This is a genomic window from Salinicoccus albus DSM 19776 (genome assembly GCF_000385175.1).
In the GTDB taxonomy this organism is placed as follows: domain Bacteria; phylum Bacillota; class Bacilli; order Staphylococcales; family Salinicoccaceae; genus Salinicoccus; species Salinicoccus albus.
On record NZ_ARQJ01000028.1, the window covers coordinates 103,528 to 125,566 of the forward strand.

Genomic DNA, 22,039 nt, shown 5'->3' on the forward strand with positions numbered 1-22,039 from the left:
TCAACCCCCGTTATTCATGTAATGCCGCTGAATGTAACACGTCGGCGATGTCTTCATCAATTCTTACTGTTTGCGGGCGGATCGTATGCGGCGTGAAGTAATCCTTCTGATTCATTGTCACAAATAATGATTTGGGATTTGCCTGCGTCATTTGTTGAAATGGATGTTTGATGAATTGCGGTGTTGTATGCCCAACCCCAATTTCCAGAAAGAGTATTTTCTTCGTTTGATTCTCGTCTAAGAATTGTTCGTAACGTGCTTTCTGCTCATGAAAATGATCATCCTCAACCATTCCTTTTTCTTCATCCCGTTTGTTTACTTCCATAACGGCACCACATTTCGGACAATATGGCACTAAATTTGCCGGAATCTTCATATCTGATTGTTCCATGGCCATTTGACGGATTAAGCTTTCATCCTGATAAGTCTGCTGGTGACAGTACTCTGAACATTGCCACAATCCGTATTCTCCTTGAATACGAAACACCTTATTCATATCGAAATCGGCCGCATAAAATGCATTATCAGCATTCGTTGTAATAATATGATAGTTTTTATCCGATATTATCTGACGCAGGTCAACATATGCCTGGCCGGTTGGCTGATCAAAGAAATTCAACAAACTAAAGCGGCTTTTAAAAGCCCAATATTCCCGTTCATCTTCAAAATCAAAGAGACTGGCCTGTAACATATCGAAGAAACGATACTTCGCGATAAAATCAGGAAAAGCATCCGTAAACCGTTTCCCTACATATGTAAATCCAGCCGCTGCAGACATTCCTGCACCGATCCCGATGACAATTGCTTCAGCTTCTTCTATTAATTGATGAAGTAAATCCGGTTGTGACAGGGATGATCCCATCGGTAGTGTCTGCCAATGTGTCTTTATCTGTTCCATAACGATCTCCTATTCTTTCATCCCTAATAATGTTTGATAAATATATAAATCCTCATCCTTAAACACATTAAAGATAACGTTAAGTGCTGATCCGCTATCATTTAAATATTCACGGGTAGTCTGAACGGCAATCTCAGCTGCACGTTTGTTCGGGAAATTAAATTCACCTGTGGAAATGCAGCAAAAAGCGATGGTACTTTGTCCATGCTCATCAGCCAGGGCCAGACAAGAACGATAAGACGAAGCCAATAATTTTTCCTTTAGAGGCGAGACGCCACGCGCGTCAATATAAGGCCCGACTGTATGAATGATATTGTCCGCCGGCAAATTGTAAGCTTTTGTCATTTTTGCTTTACCCATCGGCTCTCTCCGCCCTTGTGCTTTGATCACTGCATCACATTCTAACCGCAATTCGACACCGGCACGTGTATGTATAATATTGTCAATACACTCATGATTGGCTTGCGTACAGCCCAGGAAATCACTATTGGCTGCATTGACAATCACATCTGCCGCCAGACTGGTAATGTCGCCTTGCCACACATAAATTTGCGGCGCTGCTGCTTCCAAATCATTCAAAGCAGTTAATGGCCTTTCAGTATTCCACTGCGTTAAGAAGGCATCTTGCACCGTTATAAATTCATCTGTGACCGGTTCAGGGGGGCGGACGTTACACAGCCCCCGAAATAATGCTAATTTTTCCTGTGCAGTATTCCTTTTGGGCTGAACCACTGTCCTCGTCGCACCTGTCTTTTCGTTCAATAAATAGTCAGTCAGATAATCTAATCTCGCTTCCTGATCCATAGCCTGCCCCTATTATGAAATATATCTTTTAACTTCTTCTAGTTGGTTGAATGCTTCCTCATCAACATCCGTTAATGTAATGATCCAATTTTCTTCTGCTTTCGCTGAATTTAAAAGCGCCGGTTCATTGATTAATGCTTCATTTCGTTTAACAATTTTACCGGCTAACGGGGAATCCAATTCAAGCACAGTTTTTGAAGCTTCTACACTTAGAATGAGATCACCGGCCTCAATTGTATCAGCATCTGTATATTCAACGAATCCTGAAGTACCAATATCATCTTGCAACTCTGGTGTCATGCTTAACGTGTAATCATCGCCATTTTTTTCAATAAATAAAAATTCACCACGTTTTTTCATTAGAAATCCCTCTTTCTTATTTAAATTTAGTCATAATGCATATTATCATCAGTTCATTCATTATAACAATTTTAGAGCCTGTATCAAATTGACATCGTTCTCAGCCGGTGATAGTTTTGAAGTCACATGAACAATTACATTTACTGATAGGAATTGGAGACTATGCAAATGAAAACAACGGAGCAATACAGACCTTTATTTGAGTCAATAGCGCTGCCAAATGGTATTGAATTAGATAATCGTTTTGTCCTTTCACCGATGATCACGAATTCTTCAACCGCTGAAGGTTATGTGACGCAGGAAGACTTGGCATATGCAGAACGGCGTGCCGCTTCAGCACCATTACAAATTACAGGTGCTGCTTATATCGAAGAATACGGTCAATTGTTTGAATATGGTTTCAGTATCGATGATGACCACAGTATCGAAGGGCTTAAAAAACTCGCCCAAGCAATGAAAAAAGATGGTGCGAAAGCGATTATTCAATTAACTCATGCTGGCCGTTTTTCCAAAATATCACTTAAAGACTTCGGTGTCGTTTATGGTCCAAGTGAAATGCGTTTAAAAACGCCTGTTGAACATACTGTCTTACCGATGAGCCGACGTAAAATCAGGCATGTCATCACCCAATATGCTGACGCAACCCGCCGTGCGATTAAAGCCGGGTTTGACGGCGTTGAAATTTCCAGTGCCCAGCGCTTATTAATCCAAGCGTTCTTCTCTACTTTTTCAAATCAGCGAGATGATGAATACGGCCCGCAGAATATTGACAATCGTTCACGTTTCGGCATCGAAGTAATGGCGGCCGTTCAGGAAGTCATAGATAAAGAAGCGCCTGCTGACTTTCTTCTCGGGTTTAGAGGCACTCCGGAAGAAACACGCGGCAATAAAATTGGCTACGGTGCAGAAGATTTTTTGTATTTCATGGATCGAATCATGGAGGTAGCAAATATCCACTATTTAGCCACTGCGAGCTGGGGCAAGAACATTTATAAGCAAACGATCCGTCAAGGCAAGTTTAAAGGTGAAATCATGAACGAGAAAGTGTACGAACATATCGGCGGCCGTATTCCTGTAATGGCCACTGGCGGTATCAACTCGCCGGAAAAAGCACTGGAAGCTCTCCAATTTTCCGATATGGTCGGTGCGTCTACACCTTTCGTTACCGAACCTGACTTTGTGACCAAATTAAAAGAGGGCCGGGAAGCGGAGATTGATTTAGGTCTTCATCCCGAAGAGCTGGCTGATTTAGCAATCCCTGAAAGAGCCTTTAAAGACCTCGTAGAACTGATGGATATCGGCGGATCGCTTTCAGAGGCTTCCCGTGATGAATTGCGCAAATTGTATGAATAGTTCCGGACAGCATTAGAAAAATTGGGCTGCCTTTCTCCAATTAATTTTGGAGGAAAGGCAGCCCAAGAAGGTGTTTTATCTTTGTCTCATTTCGCTAGGTCAGTCTTAATCATCACTTTTTTCTACGCTTGCGGATCATCTGCTTTCTCCCTCTGTTCCTGTATTGCTTCATGGCGTTTCTGTTGCCGGTAACCGTAGGTGCTGTTGAGTATGACTTCCTTGTTTTCAAGCGCGGAGCCGATGGCACCAATGATTGTGGCAATGCTGGCACCAAGCCAGGACACATACAGGTAGTTGCCAAAAGTGGCTTCTGAAGATATATTGGATGTTACCTGTTCAGGCGGGATGAGGATGAGTGTCGTCAGTGTAAACATGATGAACAGAATACCATAATACATGACGACAGTCATCAGCAATGTGAAAAATGTTGTGGCATTATAAAGTTTCCTGAGGTATTCGTGATTTTGTTCTTCTTTTCTTTCCCATAGACCATGGGAAAGAATAATCCACGTGACGAGCGCCAGAATTGAAGCAATGGCCACCAGAACGCCGCGTCCTGCAGAATATGTGGTGCTAAGCTGCCATAATGTAGGAAATACAAGGGCATAGGATCCGGTAGTGAAGGCAATGATGACAATCTTTGCGAAGGCGGGAAAGAGCTCCCATGGCCGGTTGGCATAAACCATTCCGGAAACAATCCGTATCTGGCTGCTGCCTTGCGATTTTACGGTGAACCGGACATCGATATCGGCATCATCTTCAGGGAGTTCCCTTGTTATCGGAGAAAACAACTCCAATAACCGATTGCCGAGCAGTTTTTTCGGATTTTTATTCCTCAATTCTTCATAATCCTCTTCCTGGGACTGAATATATTCTTCTGCTTCCTGTCGTTCCCTTTCAGAAGAGCCATAGTGCATTTCGTTCATCAGCTGCAGGGAAGCTTCGCGGATACGTTTGTATTTTGGCGCAAATCCGAGACCCGGCAGACTGATATATGCCGCATCTGCGTTTTTGAAGACTTCAGCAACTACTGCCTTCTCATTATTGAAGATCGGCAGGTCAGTCAGCGCAATCACGAAATCCCATTCTTGTTCAAGTTTTCTTGAACGTGAGGTTTTAAGCACTTCCCTGGAATCCGTCGTCCCTCCTGTCAGCGAATCTTCATAAAATTCGAGCTGCCATTCATATTTTTCGCTGACATAGTAACCGAGCATTTCAGGAAGCTCCCGGTTCAGCTTCTCCCTGACCTTTTTCGAAATGCCGGGTGCTGTAATAATCCCTAGAGTCTGGGTTGTGATATATATACATCTCCTTTAATTTAAATAATTTTACGGATTAACTGGAATTCCCTGTGATAAGCGGGAGGAAACATAATTCAAAAGGTAATAAATAATGCCATCTGATGTTCATGCGGACAAATCAGATGGCATTCATAAGCAATGTTAATTATATTCCCCCGTGGAATCTCAGTATGTTTCTTCATCCTCCCTCTGTTGTTGGATCATCCGATAGCGCCGCTGCTGCCGGTGACCGTAGGTACTGTTGAGTATGACTTCCTTGTCTTCAAAGGCTGCACCGATTGCACCGATGATTGTGGCGATGCTCGTCCCGATCCATGATACGAGCAGGTAGTGTCCCAAATTGGGGGAAGTGGATATATTGTATTCAACCTGTCCAGGCGGCACCAGGACGAGTACAGTAATTGAGAACATGATGAACAGGATAAAGTAATACATGATGACTGTCACAAGTAATGTCAGGAATGTTGTTGAATTATATAATTTCCTGAGGAAACTACCGTTGGAGGCCCTCTTTCTTTCCCATAAGCCATTGGACACTATCACCCATGCCACAAGTGCCAGGATGGTCAATATCGAAACCAGGATTCCACGAGTGGCCGAGTAATAGGTGCTCATCTGCCACACTGTTGGAAATATGATGGCGTAGGAGCCGGTGGTGAATGCGATGATAAGAATTTTCGTGAAGGCGGGGAAAAACGCCCATGGCCGGTTGGCATACACCATTCCCGAAAGCAGCCGGACAAGCCCGCCGATTCGTGATTTTGCAGTGAAGCGGACATCGGTGCTGCGATTGTCTTCGGGGACTTCCCGCTCGAGGGGGGAGATGCGCTCGAATATCCGTTTGCCGATCAGCTCTTCGGCGTCTTTATTTTTTAATTCACTGTACCGGTCCCCTTTTGACTGGAGCCGTTTTTCAGCTTTTTGGCGGTCGCTTTCTGTAGTGCCATAATAGATTTCATTCATCAGCTGCAGGATGGATTCACGCATACGCTTATACCTGGGCGCAAATCCGAGCGCCGGCAGGCTGAAGTGTGCTGCATTTTCCTTCCTGAATACTTCAGCGACAATCGTTTTTTTGTTATGAAAGAGCGGAAGATCGGTGACTGCAATCACAAAATCCCAGTTCTGTTCTTTTTTTCTTTTCCAAGATTCCTCAAGTACTTCCGCAGAATTAGTTGTGCCCCCGGTCAAAGCATCTTCATAAAATTCCAGTGCCCAGTCTTCCTTTTCACTGACATAGTAATTCAGCATCTCCGGCAGCTCTTCCATCAGACGTGATACATTTGTTTGAGATATGCCGGGGGCCGTGATGATCCCCAGTGTTTTGATGGTGATGTCTGTTCACCTCCTGCAGATTAAGATGAAAAATTTCGATTCATATTATTATTACACTGCAGGCTGGCAAGGTAAACATATTTTACCGTGCGGATGATACTTATTTTGTCAGACCGGCCGCTATAATATGACAGGGCTGGGAGGAAGGCGACCAGCAGATACAGATAATCATGACCGTGTATTCTTTAAAACTATTAACTACTCTGTTTAGTAGTACTCAGCGTAGACATAAACGCAGGCGGGAACAATTACGCTTGGAACGCATCGAAAACATCAAAACAGCCACAATCGAGAATCATATTGTGCCGGATCGGGTTTATAAACAATTTAAACCCTTCTTCAGTGATGCCCAATTAACCGCCCTCTATAAAACCGCCATCAATAGCCTGAAAACATTTGATCTCGATGCAGAACAACAGTTAGACGCCATCATATATGGCATGGAATCACTCGTAAAAGCAATGAAACGCTATCATAAAAACGCAGGGGAACCGGTATACAATAATCATGCTTACTTGAATCGCACACTGTTTCATAATTGGATTTAATGCAGAGTTCTATGACGATGTCTATGCCTACACAGACGCAGAAAGTTTTAGAAAAAGTATTTCTTAACCACAGAATCCATTGATCTAGAACACAGGAACCCACGTCACCAGATCTACAAATTAGAATTTTAGTCTTCAATATAATAAACAATAAGGTGATTAAATGTTGCAATTGATTATCTCTACACTACTTTTAGGCTTATCTTTAGGTTTGTTAGTTGTGTATCTAGTACAAGGCGAAGAGAAATTTAAAAAAATTAATTTTTTCACAATTTTATTTGTGATACTAGCACTTTCAAACTTTATAGTTAATATTACTTCTTAATTCGGCAGTTCAAGTTTTTGGCACTTAACAAAAGATTCCTAGTAAAAAATATCTATTCCAGTTTCCTTTTGGTGTGAACCAACGGCATCCCTAAAAACCCAAAAGCTGTCGGTAGGCTTCTTTGATACCTCACGGTATCTGTCTACCGGCTTTTTAGTTTATTCAGGGTTGCTTTTCCCACCAAAAGTTTTCTCGGTATAAATGGATCTCCACTGTTTTTCAAGCGCAGGCGAAGGAAAATAACACAGAAACGTCGTTTACGGCGTATAAGTGCACCCTCAAGGATTATCCTGCCCCAACGGAGTTTGGTAGTCCAGAGACTTCCTGGGTATGTGTTTCCGTCTGACGGGCGCGGCCAATCTGCTTTGAAATCTTTGAGGCAGGGGTGTGTTGGTGGAAATCGGTCATTCGTGATCACTCCTATGATTTCTTTAGTCGGAAAACCATTTTGAGTGTATCACGAGTGGCCCTTTCTATGTGTCTAGCTTAATTTTACAATCGGCGATATCAATACCGTTTTTCCTTCAGCAGCAACGTCAGACCGAACCCGGCAAATGCCAGTGCCGCCATAATGGCCAGCGCATAGCTGGTGCCTGTATACATACTCTCTTCAGGGGGCGCATCCATCGCGGCGACTGTAATGCTGATGATGGATGTGAGTACGATGATCCCAAATGCCATGGCAAACTGACGGACTGTGTTGACGATGGCAGAGCCGTGGGGGATGTCGATGTCGGCCACTTCTGACATGCTGACTGTGACGAGCGGCATGAGGGTGAGTCCGAACCCGCTCATGAACAGGCAGAAATGCACCATGATCCAGTAGGGGGAATCGTTGATGCCGACCGTATTAAGCAGTATCAATGATACTGTTGTCAATACGAAGCCGATGATCGCAATCCGCTTGCCGCCATACCGGTCATACAGACTGCCTGAGATGAAGGTAATAATGGACAGGATGACCGTCCCCGGGACAAGCAGGAATCCGGAAAGGAATGCGCTGGTCCCCAGCGCATTCTGGGCGAACATCGGCAGAATCGTCTCTGTGGATAGCAGAAGCATCATGTTGATGAATATCAGGATGATTGCCAGGCTGAATGTCCGGTTCCTGAACAGATTTAAATTGAGCACTGGTGTCGGGATATCAAACTGTCTGCGTATGAAGAATAGGACGCCTGCGATTCCCAATACAATCGGAATGATAGTCACCGGGCTCAGAAGGCCATAAACACTGATATTGCTGAGACCAAAGATGAAAAATGAAAAGCCGATGGCGGACAGAATTACAGAATGCAGATCCAGCTTTGTTTGTTGTTTCTCGAGGACATTCTTCATGAGAAATATGGCAAGTATGAATGTAATGATGATAAAGGGCAGCAACACCCAGTGCAGCGACCGCCAATCGAGATAGTCGATGACAATGCCTGAAAGGGAAGGCGCAGTAGCGGGGGCAACATTTGTAACCGCGCCGAGCAGTCCCATCGCAAAACCTCTCCGATGATAAGGGAAGACGATTAACAGTATCGACTGTACCAGGGGCAGGATGATTCCTGCCCCGATGGCCTGAATGACCCGCGAGAGTATTAGGACACTGAAGTTCGGCGACCAGCCCCCGATGATCGTGCCGGCCAGCAGACAGGTGACCGCGAAAATAACGAGTGTTTTGGAAGAAAATGTTGTCGAGAGATAGCCGGACATCGGGATGAATATGATAGTGGTAAGTATGAAAGCGGTCGTCAGCCACTGAACCTGTGTGGCATTAATATTAAATTCCTCCATGATTGTCGGAAATGCTGTAATCAGAAGGAATTGGTTGAAGGTCAGTAAAAATGCTGCAGAAAGAACTACAGCAACTACCCCTTTACTCTGTATTCTATCTTGTTTCATCCACAACACCTGCCTCTCCGATGAAAGTACATCTATTGTTACATATTGCACATGCCCGGTCAAAGCAGCCCGTAAATAATATGAATGTTTTACATTTATATTATTTGGGTAAGCAAAATTAAAAGGGGGAAAGATAGGGAACAAGGAGGTTTTTGATGGTGGATGGCATTATTATTGCACTAATCATTGGACTTTCGATTATTATGAGTTATATTATCAAAGAAGACATTGATCACAAAAGAAATAATGGCAATTATTAATTTAATATAGATGTATGAACGCGCTGGATGCAGTGATCACCTGTTCCAGGGCGTTCTTTTGACTATTGTTTGATAAGTTTCTCAGATAATGGTTTGACGCCTAGGCTTTGGACGACAAGCGAAATCAATACCGCTGCGAAGGACAGGGAGATGATCATATCAGCACCTCCGGAATTCTGTGAATAAAGACTTAGTATCAAGAACACGGACATAGAGCCCTTTAAGCCGGACCACGAAATGATGAGGGATTCCCGCCAGCTGATATTCTGCCGCCAGTTCGGGAAAATCTGAGTGCTGCCTGTGATGATGATGAAACGAATGATCAGCGACAGGGCAAATATGACGAAAGCGAATCCCCACGCACCGAATAATAATGAATCCGCGGATTGGATACCGATCAGAAGGAACAGCAGGGACAGGATACTCGGTTCGACGATTTCCCAGAAACCATCGAGTGCATCCCTGAAGTGTTTTTCCTTGATTGTTCTGCCATATTCAAAGGACAGTACGATGCCGGCGAATACAGTTGCAAGCACGCCGGATGCCCCGATAAATTCCGTGAGATTAAACCCGCCGTAGGCCACTATGATACTTAGCATGACCTGGTAAGTACGATTGTGGGTAAAATGGATTACTTTACTCGTCAGCCAGCCGAATGCAACTCCTAGAGCGATGCCGCCGAGGGAGACGAGCAGAAATTCACCAAAGAATGAGGCAGCGTTGAATGAGTGTCCGCCTGTCATCATACTAGCCAAAGTCGTGTAAATGACAATACTGGTGCCATCGTTGATCATAGATTCCCCTTCAACCACTTCTGCAATCTTCTCATTGCCCGAAGCTTTCTTAATAATAGACACGACAGAAGCCGGATCCGTCGGTGTGAGTATCGCTGCAATGAGCAGTGATTCGATAAACGACAGTGATATAAACAGACCGCTTAATGCGTAAATGGCAGCACCGAGCAGCCCCACGGTCAGCATGATGCCGACAGTCGCCAGGAACATGATGATACCTGCATTTTTCCTGAAGCCGGCTGGCGGAAACTGGTAAGCAGAAGTGAACAGCAGCCCTGGCAGGAAGATATGAAATATCATGCTGCCGGTCACTTCAATGGAATCGAAATAAGGGATGAAAGACAGCCCGATGCCAATCAGCACAAGTACCATAGGAACGGGGAAATTTCCTTTTTTATGGTCAATCGTAAAGATGATATAACCGATAAGTAAGAGCAGGATGATCTGTGAACTCAACAATGCTTCCATCCCCTTTTCAACGTTTACTTGCCTGCTGTATAAAATACCCTGGATTAAGACGGATTAATCAGGGGGACCATTACTTACTCCAGATTGCATTGTTCTGGACGAATGCTTTCATATTTCTACTGATCTTCCATCTTCAACGGTTCCATGCAGTGGCTGATATCATCCCACTCTAAATAATCATATGATTTTCTGAACGATGCATCGAAAAACTGTTTTACATTGCCGGTTTCATTCTGCTTAACATCATTTTTGATTTTGTACAGATATTCTGCCATGTCTGAATCGAAGTAACTGCCGCGCGGGAATGAATCATCCACTGCCAATTTATGGTCTTCAACGAAGGGGTAAGGGAGTGCGAAAAAGGCAGGGTGCTCAAATTTGTCGTCACCGAGCCAGAAACCAAACTCTATCATATGTTCGTCAAATGCAGCCCGTTCAATGACCATATTGTCATTGGGGAATGGTTCGAATTTGTCATATAAAAGGATACATGACACATCAAAGGTGCCCCAGAACAGGCCAGGGTGGACTTTTCTTTTACGCATCGGGGCAATGAATTGTTTTTCGGCGTTCCATGCGAACTGAAACCATTGGAGAATTTCTTTGGCAGCATTGCTGTCATAATAGTGGTTGGCGGTATCGTCTTCAAATGGTGTTTTTGATTCCATTTCCTGAGGCATGGTGTTGATGGAGATATCGAAACCTGAAGTAATGATCGTACTGAATAATTCTGAATAGTATTGGCTGATGGGCTTTCCGCCAGCCAGTTTGACCATGCGGTCGTTCTCCTCGGTTTTAACGATGATCTGGTCTTTGATCAGATCGGCCTCGATTTCGAAACAGGCGCCATCATATTCCAACAGCCCGGTAGTAAAACCGCGTGGGGTAATATCGAGTATCACATGGGCCCATTGGGGTTCCTGCGGCGCATATTCGAGTTTAATCTTGCCCAGCATCTGGGCAATCAGCTGGAGCGTGGTAATTTCTTCCTTATGTTCAGAGTAGAAACCCATTGTTATCACCTCTTATGGATATATTACCCTTGAGAAGAAAAAATATGCTCAAATAAAAGAGGACTGCTTGTCACAGTCCCTTTGTGTGGTTCACTCATCACCAATCGCATTGATCGAGCTTTTCGCCAGCCCGATGATCACCATATCGTCCATTGGCGGGTTATGCAGCCCTGCACGGACATTACGATAGTAACGCTGCAATTCATTATCTTCCGACAAACTTTTAGCACCGACAACACGCATCGCAAGATCGACGATTTCCACTGACTTATTGACCACGGATGTTTTTACGGCGCCAAGCTCACTGCCCATCTGCATACGTGCTTCATCTGAAGCTTCATCCCATTTGCGGGCAATTGAATACATAAAGTGTTCCGCTTCAAGCAGGTACATTTCTATACGACCAAGTTTCTCCTGGACATTTGGCAGCTCTGAAAGGGTCCCTTCAATGCTGTTTGGGGAGTAGCTTTTTGCAAATTTCACTGCCGTATCCTGGGCTGCCCGGGCAATACCGATATATGTGGCAGGGACATGCAGCAGCCAGCCGGCGGGTGATTTTTTGCCTGGTGTTCTGTAACCGACGAGATCTTCCCCGCTGACACGCACATCTTTCAATATTAAATCATGACTGCCTGTCGCCCGCATCGCAATGGAGTTCCATGTCTCATCAATGCTGACGCCCTCAAGTTCAGTGTCGACGAGGAAATCCCCGACTTCTCCGGAGTCATCAATTGTTGCGCTGACGACTGCGTATTTAAGCGCCGGTAATAAGGTGCCAAATGTTTTACGTCCGTTGATTATATAATCATCACCGTCTTTGTACGCCGCTGTTTCAGGTTTGCCACCGCGTGTCGGGCTTCCTGTCGCCGGCTCAGTGGCAAGGTTATTGATCAGTGCGCCATTATGAATCGCCTCGTCAGTGACCCGTTGATAAACTGCTTCATCCCAAGATTTCTTTTCGCCCAGATCCATGATGATGCCCATATGCCAGCCGATTGCCAGCGCTGTGGAACCATCGTACCTGGCGATGGTTTCCTGGTGGCGGAGAAACTCTTCAAGTGAAATGCCGTCCCCGCCATATTCTTTCGGAATTGAGAATCGGGTAAATCCAATTTCCCTTAATGCATCAATATTCTCCGTCGGAAATGTGATGTTCTCATCATGTTCCCTTGCAGTTTCCTTGAAGGATTTTGCTGTATTTTCCACTGATTTTATACGTGCAGCGACATCCTTATCTTTCTCGATTCCCATTAATCATACACCATCCTAAAACATATCTTTATCGTATGGATTGCACTCTATTATTTCATTTTTTTATATTCCTTTCAAGTATACACTTTTTTAATTCCTATTTGACAACTATGAAATAAAGACTATAATATTCATAACAATTTATTTTAAGAAATTTATGATTAAGGCGGGGTGTATCGCGTTGCTCAATATAGAGAATCTTTTACTCAGATTAGGCGGCAATGACATTTTAAAAAATATTGATTTGAGTGTTGAGAGCGGAGAGGTGGTCAGCCTGATCGGTCCCAGCGGGACGGGTAAAACGAGCTTGCTGCGCTGCATCAACCTGCTTGAAGCACCTTATGCAGGCAGAATGACTTTTGAAAATGATACATATGATTTCAGTAAAATATCACAGCGCGACAAACTCAGGTTACGGCGTCAAACGGCCATGGTGTTCCAGCAGTACAACTTATTCAAAAACAAAACCGTGCTCGAAAATGTCATGGAAGCCCAGGTGTTAGTGCAGAAAAAATCAAAACAGGCAGCTTACGATGAAAGTCTGGACCAATTGGAGAAAGTGGGGTTGAGAAATAAGCTTGACTCGTATCCGGCCCGGCTTTCCGGCGGGCAGCAGCAGCGCGTTAGTATCGCAAGGGCACTGGCCGTTCATCCGTCGGTCATCCTGTTTGATGAACCGACTTCCGCACTTGATCCGGAACTGGTCGGTGAAGTATTACATACCATCAGGGATGTTGCCAAATCCGGTATGACGATCCTGCTCGTGACACATGAAATGCGTTTCGCCAAAGATATCTCAGACAGAGTGATTTTCATGGATAACGGTCAAGTTGAAGAACAGGGGACACCGGAAGATATATTCAACCGCTCACAAAATCCGCGCACGCGCCAATTCTTAAGTCAATTCTACACGCCAAATTTCGAAATATAGTGAGGTGTTCCTGTGTCACGTCTGTTCATTCGGATAATTTCGTTAGGTATTTTCGTATTGTTCCTATCGGCATGCAGCAGTCTTGCTGAATACTCGGATCCTGACGCACGTACGATAAACGTTGCAGTGCCCCAGTCTGCCCGGCCATTAAGTTACACGGGCACTGATGGCGAGATGACTGGTTATGAAGTTGAAATATTAAAAGAAGCTGACCGCCGGCTTGAAGAGTATGAATTTAACATTCAGGGCTCGGATGATGCAGCAGCTGAGATTGGTTTGGATACCGGGCAATATGACATGATCGCCCAGGGGCTGATCTTATCGCCGGAACGTGAAGCGTCGTATATCGTTCCCTCTGAAAGTAATGGACCAAGCTTGATGAGGATATATGCCACGGCAGGACTTGAAGATACAGTGAACTCACTTGAGGATCTGCAGGGACGTTCCATCGTTCCTGTAAGCCCGTCAGGCGGCGTTTTCAACATGCTGAGCAATTATAACGAAGCGAATCCTGATCATGCACTTGAGTTTGACACTTCCGGTGCAGGCGTGCCGACTTCCAGCCGGCTCCAGGAAGTGGAGTCCGGTGCTTATGATGCCCTGGTCCTGCCCTCTAATCTTGGTCAGCAGGATATCATTGATGCGGCTGAGTTAGATCTGCATGTCACCGAGCCGATCCAGATTGATCCGACCTATTTCTTAATTCATGATGCGCCGGAGAATGAAGAGTTGTCACGCCAGATCAGCGAAGTGCTCAAAGATATGAAAGCAGAGGGGTTAATGAGCGAGTTGTCGGAAGAATTTTACGGTGAAGATGTCATGAAGTATGAAGATCAGGTTGAGGAATAAGGAGGGCGACCATGAATTTTGAATATATGCTCGAAATACTGCCGAGATTTTTCTCGGTCATTCCAGTCACTGCACTTATCATCGCAGTATCCTTCATTGCTGGGTTGTTACTCAGCGTTGGTGTGACAATCATCAGAGTGAAAAAGATTCCTGTCTTCAACCGTTTAATGGATATCTATTTGTCATTCACCCGCAGTGCACCGATATTGCTGCAGCTTTTTATATTCTACTTTGGTATCCCGGTGCTGCTTCAGGCATTCGGCATCGCAGTTACTAATGTGGAGCCAATTGTTGCCGCAATCGCCTGCCTGGTTTTCTATAACGGGGCGTTCATGTCTGAAATACTGCGCCCTGCGTATCTGGCTATCGATAAAGGACAGTTTGAAGCGGCGGACAGTCTCGGTTATACCGGTTGGCAGAAGTTCAGCCGGATTACCATGCCGCAGCTCATACCAATCGCACTGCCCGGGATGACGAATGCAATGATTCATCTCATCCATGATTCATCATTGATTTTTGCGATTGGCGTTGTGGATATTATGGGTCTGGCCAACATCATCGGTTCAGAAACTTATGGGCTCTACCAGGTCGAAGTCTTCCTGACAGTGGCTGTCATTTACTGGGTGATTTCATTAATTTTTGAACAGCTCGTGAAACTGTTCGATAAGCGTCGCCGAAAAGTACTGAAGTTCGAAGGCTATACATCAAGTGAGGGGGCCGGCTAATGTTCGATATCAGCGTAGTTTTCGAAAGTATTGTTGAAATCATAAAAGTCGTCCCGTTCACTCTGTTCATGGCATTTTTAATTCTAATATTTTCTTTGATCTTAGGGTCGTTCATTGCCTGGCTGGAGAGTAAATACATCCCAGTGATTCATCAAATATTGATCGTCATCAAGTCATTTATACGCGGTACGCCTAATGTGGTACTGCTGTTTTTGATATATTACTCATTCCCTTTTGTTGTGGCAGAAGCGCTCTCCTATATCGGTATTGAACTTAACCCTTACAGTTTGAACCCTGTGGTTGTAGTGATTGTCACTTTCAGTGTATGTTATGCAGCATTCCAGTCTGAAATTATTAAAGGGGCACTGCACGCATTGGATAAACACCAGGTAGAAGCTTCACAATCATTGGGTTACAGTCAGTGGCAGACATTGCGTAAAGTGATCATTCCTCAGGTAATGGCCGAAGCATTGCCGGATACGATGAACACATTACTGTTAATCATCAAAGCTTTATCACTCGCATTCCTGGTGACCGTCGTAGACATCTTCGCACAGGCGAACCTCGTCGGCGCAATGACATTCAGTTATCTTGAAGCGTTCACCGCAGCCGCATTAATCTATTGGGTTTTGGGCGGCGCCATTACTTATGCGACGAAAAAAGTCGAAAATCATTTGAATCGCGGGTATGTATAGAAAATGATCTGGGATATGATCCCGGCTAAAAATGAAACCCGCCGGGTCAGAACTTTTCTGAGCTGGCAGGTTTTTATAATTTTCGTACTTTTTAACAACAAAATGCTCTAAATAATAAATTGAATTCAAATTTTTGGTTTGCACCTCACATATTTATGAGGTGTTTTTTTTATGAATTAATCCCCTGGTTTTCTTTAATCTGCACAAAAAGGAAAATTAATTTTGTAATCGCTTTATATTATCATTGAAATACACATAAGTATTAGATTAATTACAGGAGGTCCTGCTCATGGGAAATTGGCTGGATATTGAAGATAAAGTTGTTGTAGTTACTGGGGGTAGTTCTGGGATTGGCAGACAGATTGTGAAATCACTGCTGGAAAATGGTTCTATTGTTTATAATGCAGATATGAAAGATAATCCGATTGATCATACAGATTATAATTATCTGAAAACAGATGTTACCAGTGAAACTGAAGTAATGGTATCTGTTGAAAAAATTATCTCAGAACAAAATAAGATCGATGTCTTAGTAAATAATGCCGGTATTAATCTTCCACGGATGCTGGTTGATCAAAAGAATGAAAAACCTGAATATGAAATTAATGTTAATGATTTAGACTTAATGCTCAATGTTAATTTAAAAGGGCCTGTGTTATTCAGCAGAGAAGTGTCCAGACAATTTATAAAACAAAATTCAGGTGTAATCATCAATATTTCCAGTGAAGCTGGTCAGGAAGGTTCACAAGGTCAGAGTATCTATTCCGCTACCAAAGCTGCACTCATTGGATTTACGAGAAGCTGGGCTAAGGAACTGGGCAAGCATAATATAAGAGTAACAGCTATAGCGCCGGGGATATTGGAAGAAACCGGGTTAAGAACGTCTCAATATGAAGAAGCGTTGGCTTATACCAGAAATACCACTATTGAAGGATTGAATAGTGATTATTCCAAATCGATACCTATTGGAAGAATTGGCGAGTTGGATGAAATTGCTGATCTTGTATGTTATCTAAGTTCTGAAAAATCCAGTTATATTACAGGTACAACGATTAATATTTCCGGAGGTAAATCCAAAGGTTAATTGTATAGTAGAATTCGTAAAAGGAGAGTGTTTCTATGTTAAACAAAAATCATATAAAGATAATAGATATGCTCCTTTTCGAAAATATATCTACTAAGGAATTGTCGCATTATATAAATATTTCAGAGAGAACGTTATCAAACTATATTAATCAAATTAATGAATCTTTTTCAGATAAATTGAGTATCGTCAAGGTTCATGGCTTTTACAATGTTTTAATATTTGATGAAAAAGGTTTAAGGGACAAACTACAAATCCTTCGTGATGAAATTGATGAAGAGGAAGAAGTGGGTGATAAAAGAGCAGAGCAGGCATTTCAAATGTTAATCAAGAATTCTGTAAGCACTATAGATGAACTGGCAGATCAATTATTCTTAAGCAAAAGTGTAATTAACAATATTTTAAATGAAGTTAAGAAAACAGTCGAACAATATAATATTGTGATTGAAGGGAGGCCGAATGTTGGGCTTGTGGTAAAGGGCAGTGAATATAAAATTAGGAAAGTTCTTACAGAATGCTTTTATATTCACTATGAAGAAACTGCTCTGCCTGAGCATCTCCTTGAGCATCTTAAGAAACTTAAAGAGCAGTATAAGCTGGAAGATGAAGCATATTCGAGAGTGATAGTATCTATAAAAGTGACTTTGGACAGGTTGAACCATGGAAACTATATTGATGAACATTTAAATATAGATGATCAGGTATTTCTATCTAATGATTATCACAACTTTGAATGGTTACTGTCTTATATTGATAGGATATATGAGGTTGAAAATCCAAGGTATGAAATTTTATTGATTGTTTTACAACTTTATGGTCGTAGAGCATCAGTTATAGATGAAATTCTAGAAGAAGATGATGATTTCTTAATTCAGAAAATTATTGATAAAACGATTCATGATATCAATGATTTATTCTCAATAAAAATTAATGAAAATCTGTTCAGCAAAGATATACGACTTCATATAAAGTACTTAATCAACAGGCTTTTGTTTGATGTGAAAATAAGTAATGAATCTGTTGGGAATGTAAGACAGAAATTCCCATTTGCATATGAATTGTCAAAAGTGCTTGCGAATAACGTTGAGGAAGAAGTTGGAGTTACTATCCCTGTCAACGAGCTCGATTTTTTATCTATTTATTTTAGTATTTTTTTAGATGAACTGGATCAAAAAATTAAAGATATAAAATCTGTAGCAATAGTTACAAATCAGGGGCTAAGCACCTCAAAAGTTATAAAAAAGAACTTGGAACAAATCTTAAAAGAGGAAGTTCAGATTTCAGTTCTAACTCCGAATGAAATAGATGAAGAAAGTATTCAATTATTCGATCTCATCATATCAACAAAAAAAGCTAATCGTCTGTTCAATAAGGTTATATATATAGAAGATATTTTGGATAAACAGCAATTACAACTCAAAATTGAACAATTCCTCATATATAAAGATGTAAGCAATATCAAATTATTCAACCAAAGTATCCTTTTCGATACCTTGTCAGAAAAAGATGTTTATCATTTTAACAGCAAAAATAACTACTTTGATATTATTGAGTACCTTGCCAATGACTTAGTTGAAGAAGAGAGGGTTCAACCAGCATTCCCTGAAGAAGTGATCCAGAAAGAGAAGTTCCAAGTAAACATTAATAATACTTTGGGGTTTCCCCATACATCTCATGTAAAAAGTGGGATTCAAGTCAAATTGGCAATTATAAAAGGGCCTCTGGATGACTATAAAGATGTCAAATTAATCATTCTTATGGCAATACCAGAAAAAAATTTGAATGAAGGAATACTAATACGCTTGTACGAAGAAATTTTGACTTTAGCTAATAGTAACTATCTGATGAAGCAGGTTAATCAGGACACAGGATTCAGAGAGTTAGCTTATTTACTAAATCAGGAAATGAGGAAATCTTAATGTTTATAATCATGTTGATTATTATTTTGGCAGTCGGTTTTGCTGTTCAATATTTCCTGGGCATGATTCAGATCAGAAATTTCACCAAAAATTATACTGAATTAAGACAAAACGGAAAAGTTGTAATTGGTAGAAAACCATCGATATTTCAATCGGGTACACTGGTTCTTATGCAGATTGATCAAAGAAATAGGATTGAAAAAGTCAGATATATGCAAGGGGTAACTGTTTTCAGCAAAGTTAAAAAACTTAATGGCTTAGCCGGGAAGAGAGTTGACAAGTTAGATACAGAAGACCTTGAAAAATTCAACAGGCTGTTAAAAAATGCGATTTTGGATGGTAAAAGAACATTCAACATCATTCAAAGTGGAGGAGAAGTAGAAAAAATACCTTCACCCATGATGAAAGCTGTAAATAGAGTAAATAGCATGTTGAATAACAAAGGAGGAAAAGCAAATGGATAACATAGTGAGTTTGGCAGAGGGCTTTATCAATTTGTTTCAGGAAGGAGCAGATGTATTTATAGAATGGATGGGGACTATAGTCCCTCTAGTTCTTATGCTGCTTATAGCTATGAATACAATTATTCAATTGATTGGAGAGAATCGTATAAATACGATTGCCCAGAAATCGTCCTCTAATCCACTATTAAGATATATGGTGCTGCCTTTCCTAGGTGCATTTATGCTCGCGAACCCGATGGTTCATTCTCTAGGAAGATTTATGCCAGAAAAATATAAACCAAGTTATTTTGCTTCAGCAGCTCAGTTTGCCCATACCAGTAATGGAATATTCCCACATATAAATCCCGCAGAATTATTCATATATTTAGGTATAGCAAGTGGAATTCAGCAGTTGGGACTGCCTATGACTGACCTAGCAGTCAGATATCTGTTAGTTGGACTTGTGATGAACTTTATAGGTGGTTGGATCACTGACTTGACAACAAGTTATGTTGAGAGACAACAGGGTGTTAAATTAAGCAAGAAAGTCAAACTAGATAATTGAGGTGGATAAAATGGCTGGAAAAGTAAAAATAGTTAAGGGATCTGGCGGTTTTGGCGGTCCTCTTACATTAGGCATAGAAGGAAAAAAAGATAAAGTAATGTATGTCACTGGTGGACACAGACCAGAAATAGTGGATAGAATATGTGAACTTACAGGTGCTACTGCTGTTGATGGATTCGAGACCTCGGTGCCTGAAGATGAAATCATGGCGGCTGTGATTGATTGTGGGGGGACGCTTCGCTGCGGTATATATCCTAAGAAGGGGATACCTACCATCAATATTATGTCTACAGGTCAAAGCGGACCATTGCGACAATATATTACCGAAGATATCTATGTGTCAAACGTGGGTGTTAATCAGGTCAGTCCAGTAGATGAGAGTGATATAAGTACAAACAGGACTGATGAAGCAGATCGAGAAGCAGAGACAGTATACACTAAAGATAAGAAAATCATGGAAACACGTTCTGAACAAGAGAATAAAAGTTTACTGACAAAAATTGGTCTCGGTGCAGGAAAAGTTATTAATACATTCTATCAAGCTTCGAGAGATGCGGTACAAACTATGCTTCATACAGTTATTCCATTTATGGGCTTTGTTGCTTTATTAATTGGTATGATTCAAGGGTCAGGAGTTGGAGATGCATTTGCGAATATAATGTCTCCACTAGCAGGAAATGTTTGGGGACTGATGATAATAGGATTCATATGTTCTTTACCATTTCTCAGTCCCTTACTTGGTCCGGGCGGAGTAATTGGACAAGTTTTAGGTTCTCTTATTGGTGTTGAAATCGGTCAGGGTAATATTCCTCCGAATCTGGCATTACCAGCTCTATTTGCGATTAACACTCAAAATGCAGCAGACTTTATACCCGTCGGCTTAGGATTAGCTGAAGCAGAAACTGAAACCATTGAAGTGGGTGTCCCTTCAGTACTTTATTCCAGATTCTTAAATGGAGTACCAAGAGTTTTTGTGGCGTGGCTGGCGAGTTTCGGATTGTATGAATAATAAATATAAGGAGAGGAATCTAATGATATACCAAACAAAAGTAAAAAAAGTAGGAACTGAAGCAGAAGCGTTCGAAGAGGAAAAAATGATAGTCTTATTTGGAGATAATGCTCCAGAAGAGCTTGTGGATTTTTGTTATATCATAAATATAGAAAATGTAAATTCAGATGTTACAGAAGAAAATAGATTAATGGTCGATGAGGATGAATTTAAAATTACAAAAGTTGGTTCGGCAGTAAAAAAGAATTTAAATGATCTGGGTCATATCACTTTAAAATTTGATGGGAGCGAAACCGCGGAACAATCAGGTACGCTTTACCTAGAGGATAAAAAGTTACCTCAGATAAATGAAGGAACTGAAATCACCATTAAATAACAAAATTTGAACTGCTCCATTATAAAGGCAGTGGAGCGTTTTTATACGTAAGGTTATACTCCGTTATGTATGCGAACTGAATTCGTTGAATATTATATATATGTATACTTGGGGGGAGATAGATGGGAGCAGGTGTTATACTTGATTTTGACGGCACCATTATTGACAGTGAATTAAATTTGTTTAATACGATAAATAAACATTTAATTTCTGCAGGCCATGATTTTATGGATATGGAATTTTATAAAAATTCTATTGGAACAGAATCCCAGGAAGTTGATAATTATATAATAGAAAGACTCGGCTCAGGAGCGCCTGCATTTATTAATGCAGAACATAAGAAAACATGTAAGAACTTGGAGTGTAATGATCATATAATAAAATTGATTAATTATTGTGCAAAACAGGGTATACAAATGTCAGTGGCAACGAGCAGTGTTGCTGCAGACATTATACCTGTGTTGAAAAACTTAGGCATCTATGAAAATTTTGTCAGTGTGAGAGGCAAAGAGCACGTTGATCGTGTCAAGCCTGATCCAGCCCTTTATCAGCTGGCAATTGAGGACTTAGGTTTAACTCCATCTCAAATATTTGCAGTGGAGGATACTGTGAATGGTGCCATTGCTGCAGAACTTTCAGGGGTAAATGTTATTGTTTTGACTAATGAAATGACAAGAGACTTAGATTTTAACAGTGTGAACTATCATTCTAAAGATATAAACTTCGATGAACTAGTAATAGCTATTGAAACAATATACTATAAAAATATATGATTGTTTTTTAAATTTCTACTTCCAGCAACTATACACCGGGTTTGATATTCTGTTAAAAACTATCGGGAACTTC

At 41.7% G+C, this 22,039-nt stretch carries 22 protein-coding genes; 13 read left to right on the forward strand and 9 right to left on the reverse strand.

Annotation, left to right across the window (positions count from 1 at the left end; all coding sequences use genetic code 11):
* Window positions 1-10: 10 nt before the first annotated feature.
* From G343_RS0108250 to G343_RS0108260, 3 genes are read right to left on the reverse strand one after another with little or no spacing between them, the layout of a single operon-like run.
* A complete protein-coding gene (locus G343_RS0108250; RefSeq protein WP_020007661.1) occupies window positions 11-898 on the reverse strand; it encodes an SIR2 family NAD-dependent protein deacylase in 888 nt (295 codons plus the stop codon).
* Window positions 899-907: 9 nt separating this feature from the next.
* Window positions 908-1,702 carry a protein-ADP-ribose hydrolase gene (locus tag G343_RS0108255; protein ID WP_020007662.1) on the reverse strand — a complete coding sequence of 265 codons (795 nt, stop codon included), beginning with the start codon at window positions 1,700-1,702 and terminating at the stop codon, window positions 908-910.
* A 12-nt stretch (window positions 1,703-1,714) separates the two neighbouring features.
* On the reverse strand, window positions 1,715-2,062 hold the full coding sequence (locus G343_RS0108260; protein WP_020007663.1) for a glycine cleavage system H family protein: 348 nt from the start codon (window positions 2,060-2,062) through the stop codon (window positions 1,715-1,717).
* 168 nt (window positions 2,063-2,230) lie between these two features.
* On the opposite strand from G343_RS0108260, the gene G343_RS0108265 reads away from it, so the two are divergent.
* Window positions 2,231-3,415 (forward strand): NADH-dependent flavin oxidoreductase, encoded by a 1,185-nt coding sequence (locus G343_RS0108265; protein ID WP_020007664.1) that lies wholly within the window; start codon window positions 2,231-2,233, stop codon window positions 3,413-3,415.
* Between the two features lie 122 nt (window positions 3,416-3,537).
* On the opposite strand, the gene G343_RS0108270 is transcribed toward G343_RS0108265, so the two are convergent.
* Window positions 3,538-4,629: an MFS transporter gene (locus G343_RS0108270; RefSeq protein ID WP_020007665.1), complete on the reverse strand. Its 1,092-nt coding sequence runs from the start codon at window positions 4,627-4,629 to the stop codon at window positions 3,538-3,540.
* A 252-nt stretch (window positions 4,630-4,881) separates the two neighbouring features.
* A complete protein-coding gene (locus G343_RS0108275) occupies window positions 4,882-5,967 on the reverse strand; it encodes a hypothetical protein (RefSeq protein WP_020007666.1) in 1,086 nt (361 codons plus the stop codon).
* A gap of 338 nt (window positions 5,968-6,305) precedes the next feature.
* Between G343_RS0108275 and G343_RS0108280 the strand changes: the two genes are divergently transcribed.
* Window positions 6,306-6,599 (forward strand): hypothetical protein, encoded by a 294-nt coding sequence (locus G343_RS0108280; protein ID WP_020007667.1) that lies wholly within the window; start codon window positions 6,306-6,308, stop codon window positions 6,597-6,599.
* An 832-nt stretch (window positions 6,600-7,431) separates the two neighbouring features.
* Here G343_RS0108280 and G343_RS0108290 read toward each other — a convergent pair.
* The 4 genes from G343_RS0108290 to G343_RS0108310 form a co-directional block, all read right to left on the reverse strand.
* Window positions 7,432-8,811 carry a DHA2 family efflux MFS transporter permease subunit gene (locus G343_RS0108290; protein ID WP_020007669.1) on the reverse strand — a complete coding sequence of 460 codons (1,380 nt, stop codon included), beginning with the start codon at window positions 8,809-8,811 and terminating at the stop codon, window positions 7,432-7,434.
* Window positions 8,812-9,133: 322 nt separating this feature from the next.
* Complete coding sequence (locus G343_RS0108300) at window positions 9,134-10,324, reverse strand: cation:proton antiporter (RefSeq protein WP_020007671.1); 1,191 nt, start codon at window positions 10,322-10,324, stop codon at window positions 9,134-9,136.
* Between the two features lie 125 nt (window positions 10,325-10,449).
* Window positions 10,450-11,346: a DUF5996 family protein gene (locus G343_RS0108305; RefSeq protein WP_020007672.1), complete on the reverse strand. Its 897-nt coding sequence runs from the start codon at window positions 11,344-11,346 to the stop codon at window positions 10,450-10,452.
* A 90-nt stretch (window positions 11,347-11,436) separates the two neighbouring features.
* The gene (locus tag G343_RS0108310; RefSeq protein ID WP_020007673.1) at window positions 11,437-12,597 is read right to left on the reverse strand and encodes an acyl-CoA dehydrogenase family protein; all 1,161 of its coding nucleotides are present in this window, start codon (window positions 12,595-12,597) and stop codon (window positions 11,437-11,439) included.
* 181 nt (window positions 12,598-12,778) lie between these two features.
* Between G343_RS0108310 and G343_RS0108315 the strand changes: the two genes are divergently transcribed.
* From G343_RS0108315 to G343_RS0108365, 11 genes are all read left to right on the forward strand, one after another.
* Complete coding sequence (locus G343_RS0108315; RefSeq protein WP_020007674.1) at window positions 12,779-13,528, forward strand: amino acid ABC transporter ATP-binding protein; 750 nt, start codon at window positions 12,779-12,781, stop codon at window positions 13,526-13,528.
* 12 nt (window positions 13,529-13,540) lie between these two features.
* Window positions 13,541-14,377 carry a transporter substrate-binding domain-containing protein gene (locus G343_RS0108320; protein ID WP_156823590.1) on the forward strand — a complete coding sequence of 279 codons (837 nt, stop codon included), beginning with the start codon at window positions 13,541-13,543 and terminating at the stop codon, window positions 14,375-14,377.
* An 11-nt stretch (window positions 14,378-14,388) separates the two neighbouring features.
* Window positions 14,389-15,102, forward strand: coding sequence for an amino acid ABC transporter permease (locus G343_RS0108325; RefSeq protein ID WP_020007676.1), 714 nt, complete (start codon window positions 14,389-14,391; stop codon window positions 15,100-15,102).
* Complete coding sequence (locus G343_RS0108330; RefSeq protein WP_020007677.1) at window positions 15,102-15,797, forward strand: amino acid ABC transporter permease; 696 nt, start codon at window positions 15,102-15,104, stop codon at window positions 15,795-15,797. Before G343_RS0108325 ends, G343_RS0108330 begins: the two co-directional genes overlap by 1 nt.
* 289 nt (window positions 15,798-16,086) lie before the next feature.
* Window positions 16,087-16,881, forward strand: coding sequence for an SDR family oxidoreductase (locus G343_RS0108335; protein WP_020007678.1), 795 nt, complete (start codon window positions 16,087-16,089; stop codon window positions 16,879-16,881).
* A 35-nt stretch (window positions 16,882-16,916) separates the two neighbouring features.
* Complete coding sequence (locus tag G343_RS0108340; protein WP_020007679.1) at window positions 16,917-18,800, forward strand: BglG family transcription antiterminator; 1,884 nt, start codon at window positions 16,917-16,919, stop codon at window positions 18,798-18,800.
* Window positions 18,800-19,264, forward strand: coding sequence for a transcriptional regulator GutM (locus G343_RS0108345; RefSeq protein WP_020007680.1), 465 nt, complete (start codon window positions 18,800-18,802; stop codon window positions 19,262-19,264). The genes G343_RS0108340 and G343_RS0108345 overlap by 1 nt, the downstream gene beginning before the upstream one ends.
* A complete protein-coding gene (gene srlA, locus G343_RS0108350; protein WP_020007681.1) occupies window positions 19,257-19,808 on the forward strand; it encodes a PTS glucitol/sorbitol transporter subunit IIC in 552 nt (183 codons plus the stop codon). Before G343_RS0108345 ends, srlA begins: the two co-directional genes overlap by 8 nt.
* A 10-nt stretch (window positions 19,809-19,818) precedes the next feature.
* Window positions 19,819-20,817: a PTS glucitol/sorbitol transporter subunit IIB gene (gene srlE / locus G343_RS0108355; protein WP_020007682.1), complete on the forward strand. Its 999-nt coding sequence runs from the start codon at window positions 19,819-19,821 to the stop codon at window positions 20,815-20,817.
* A 22-nt stretch (window positions 20,818-20,839) separates the two neighbouring features.
* A complete protein-coding gene (locus tag G343_RS0108360) occupies window positions 20,840-21,193 on the forward strand; it encodes a PTS glucitol/sorbitol transporter subunit IIA (protein WP_020007683.1) in 354 nt (117 codons plus the stop codon).
* A 122-nt stretch (window positions 21,194-21,315) separates the two neighbouring features.
* A complete protein-coding gene (locus tag G343_RS0108365) occupies window positions 21,316-21,966 on the forward strand; it encodes an HAD-IA family hydrolase (protein ID WP_020007684.1) in 651 nt (216 codons plus the stop codon).
* The last annotated feature ends 73 nt before the right edge of the window (window positions 21,967-22,039 follow it).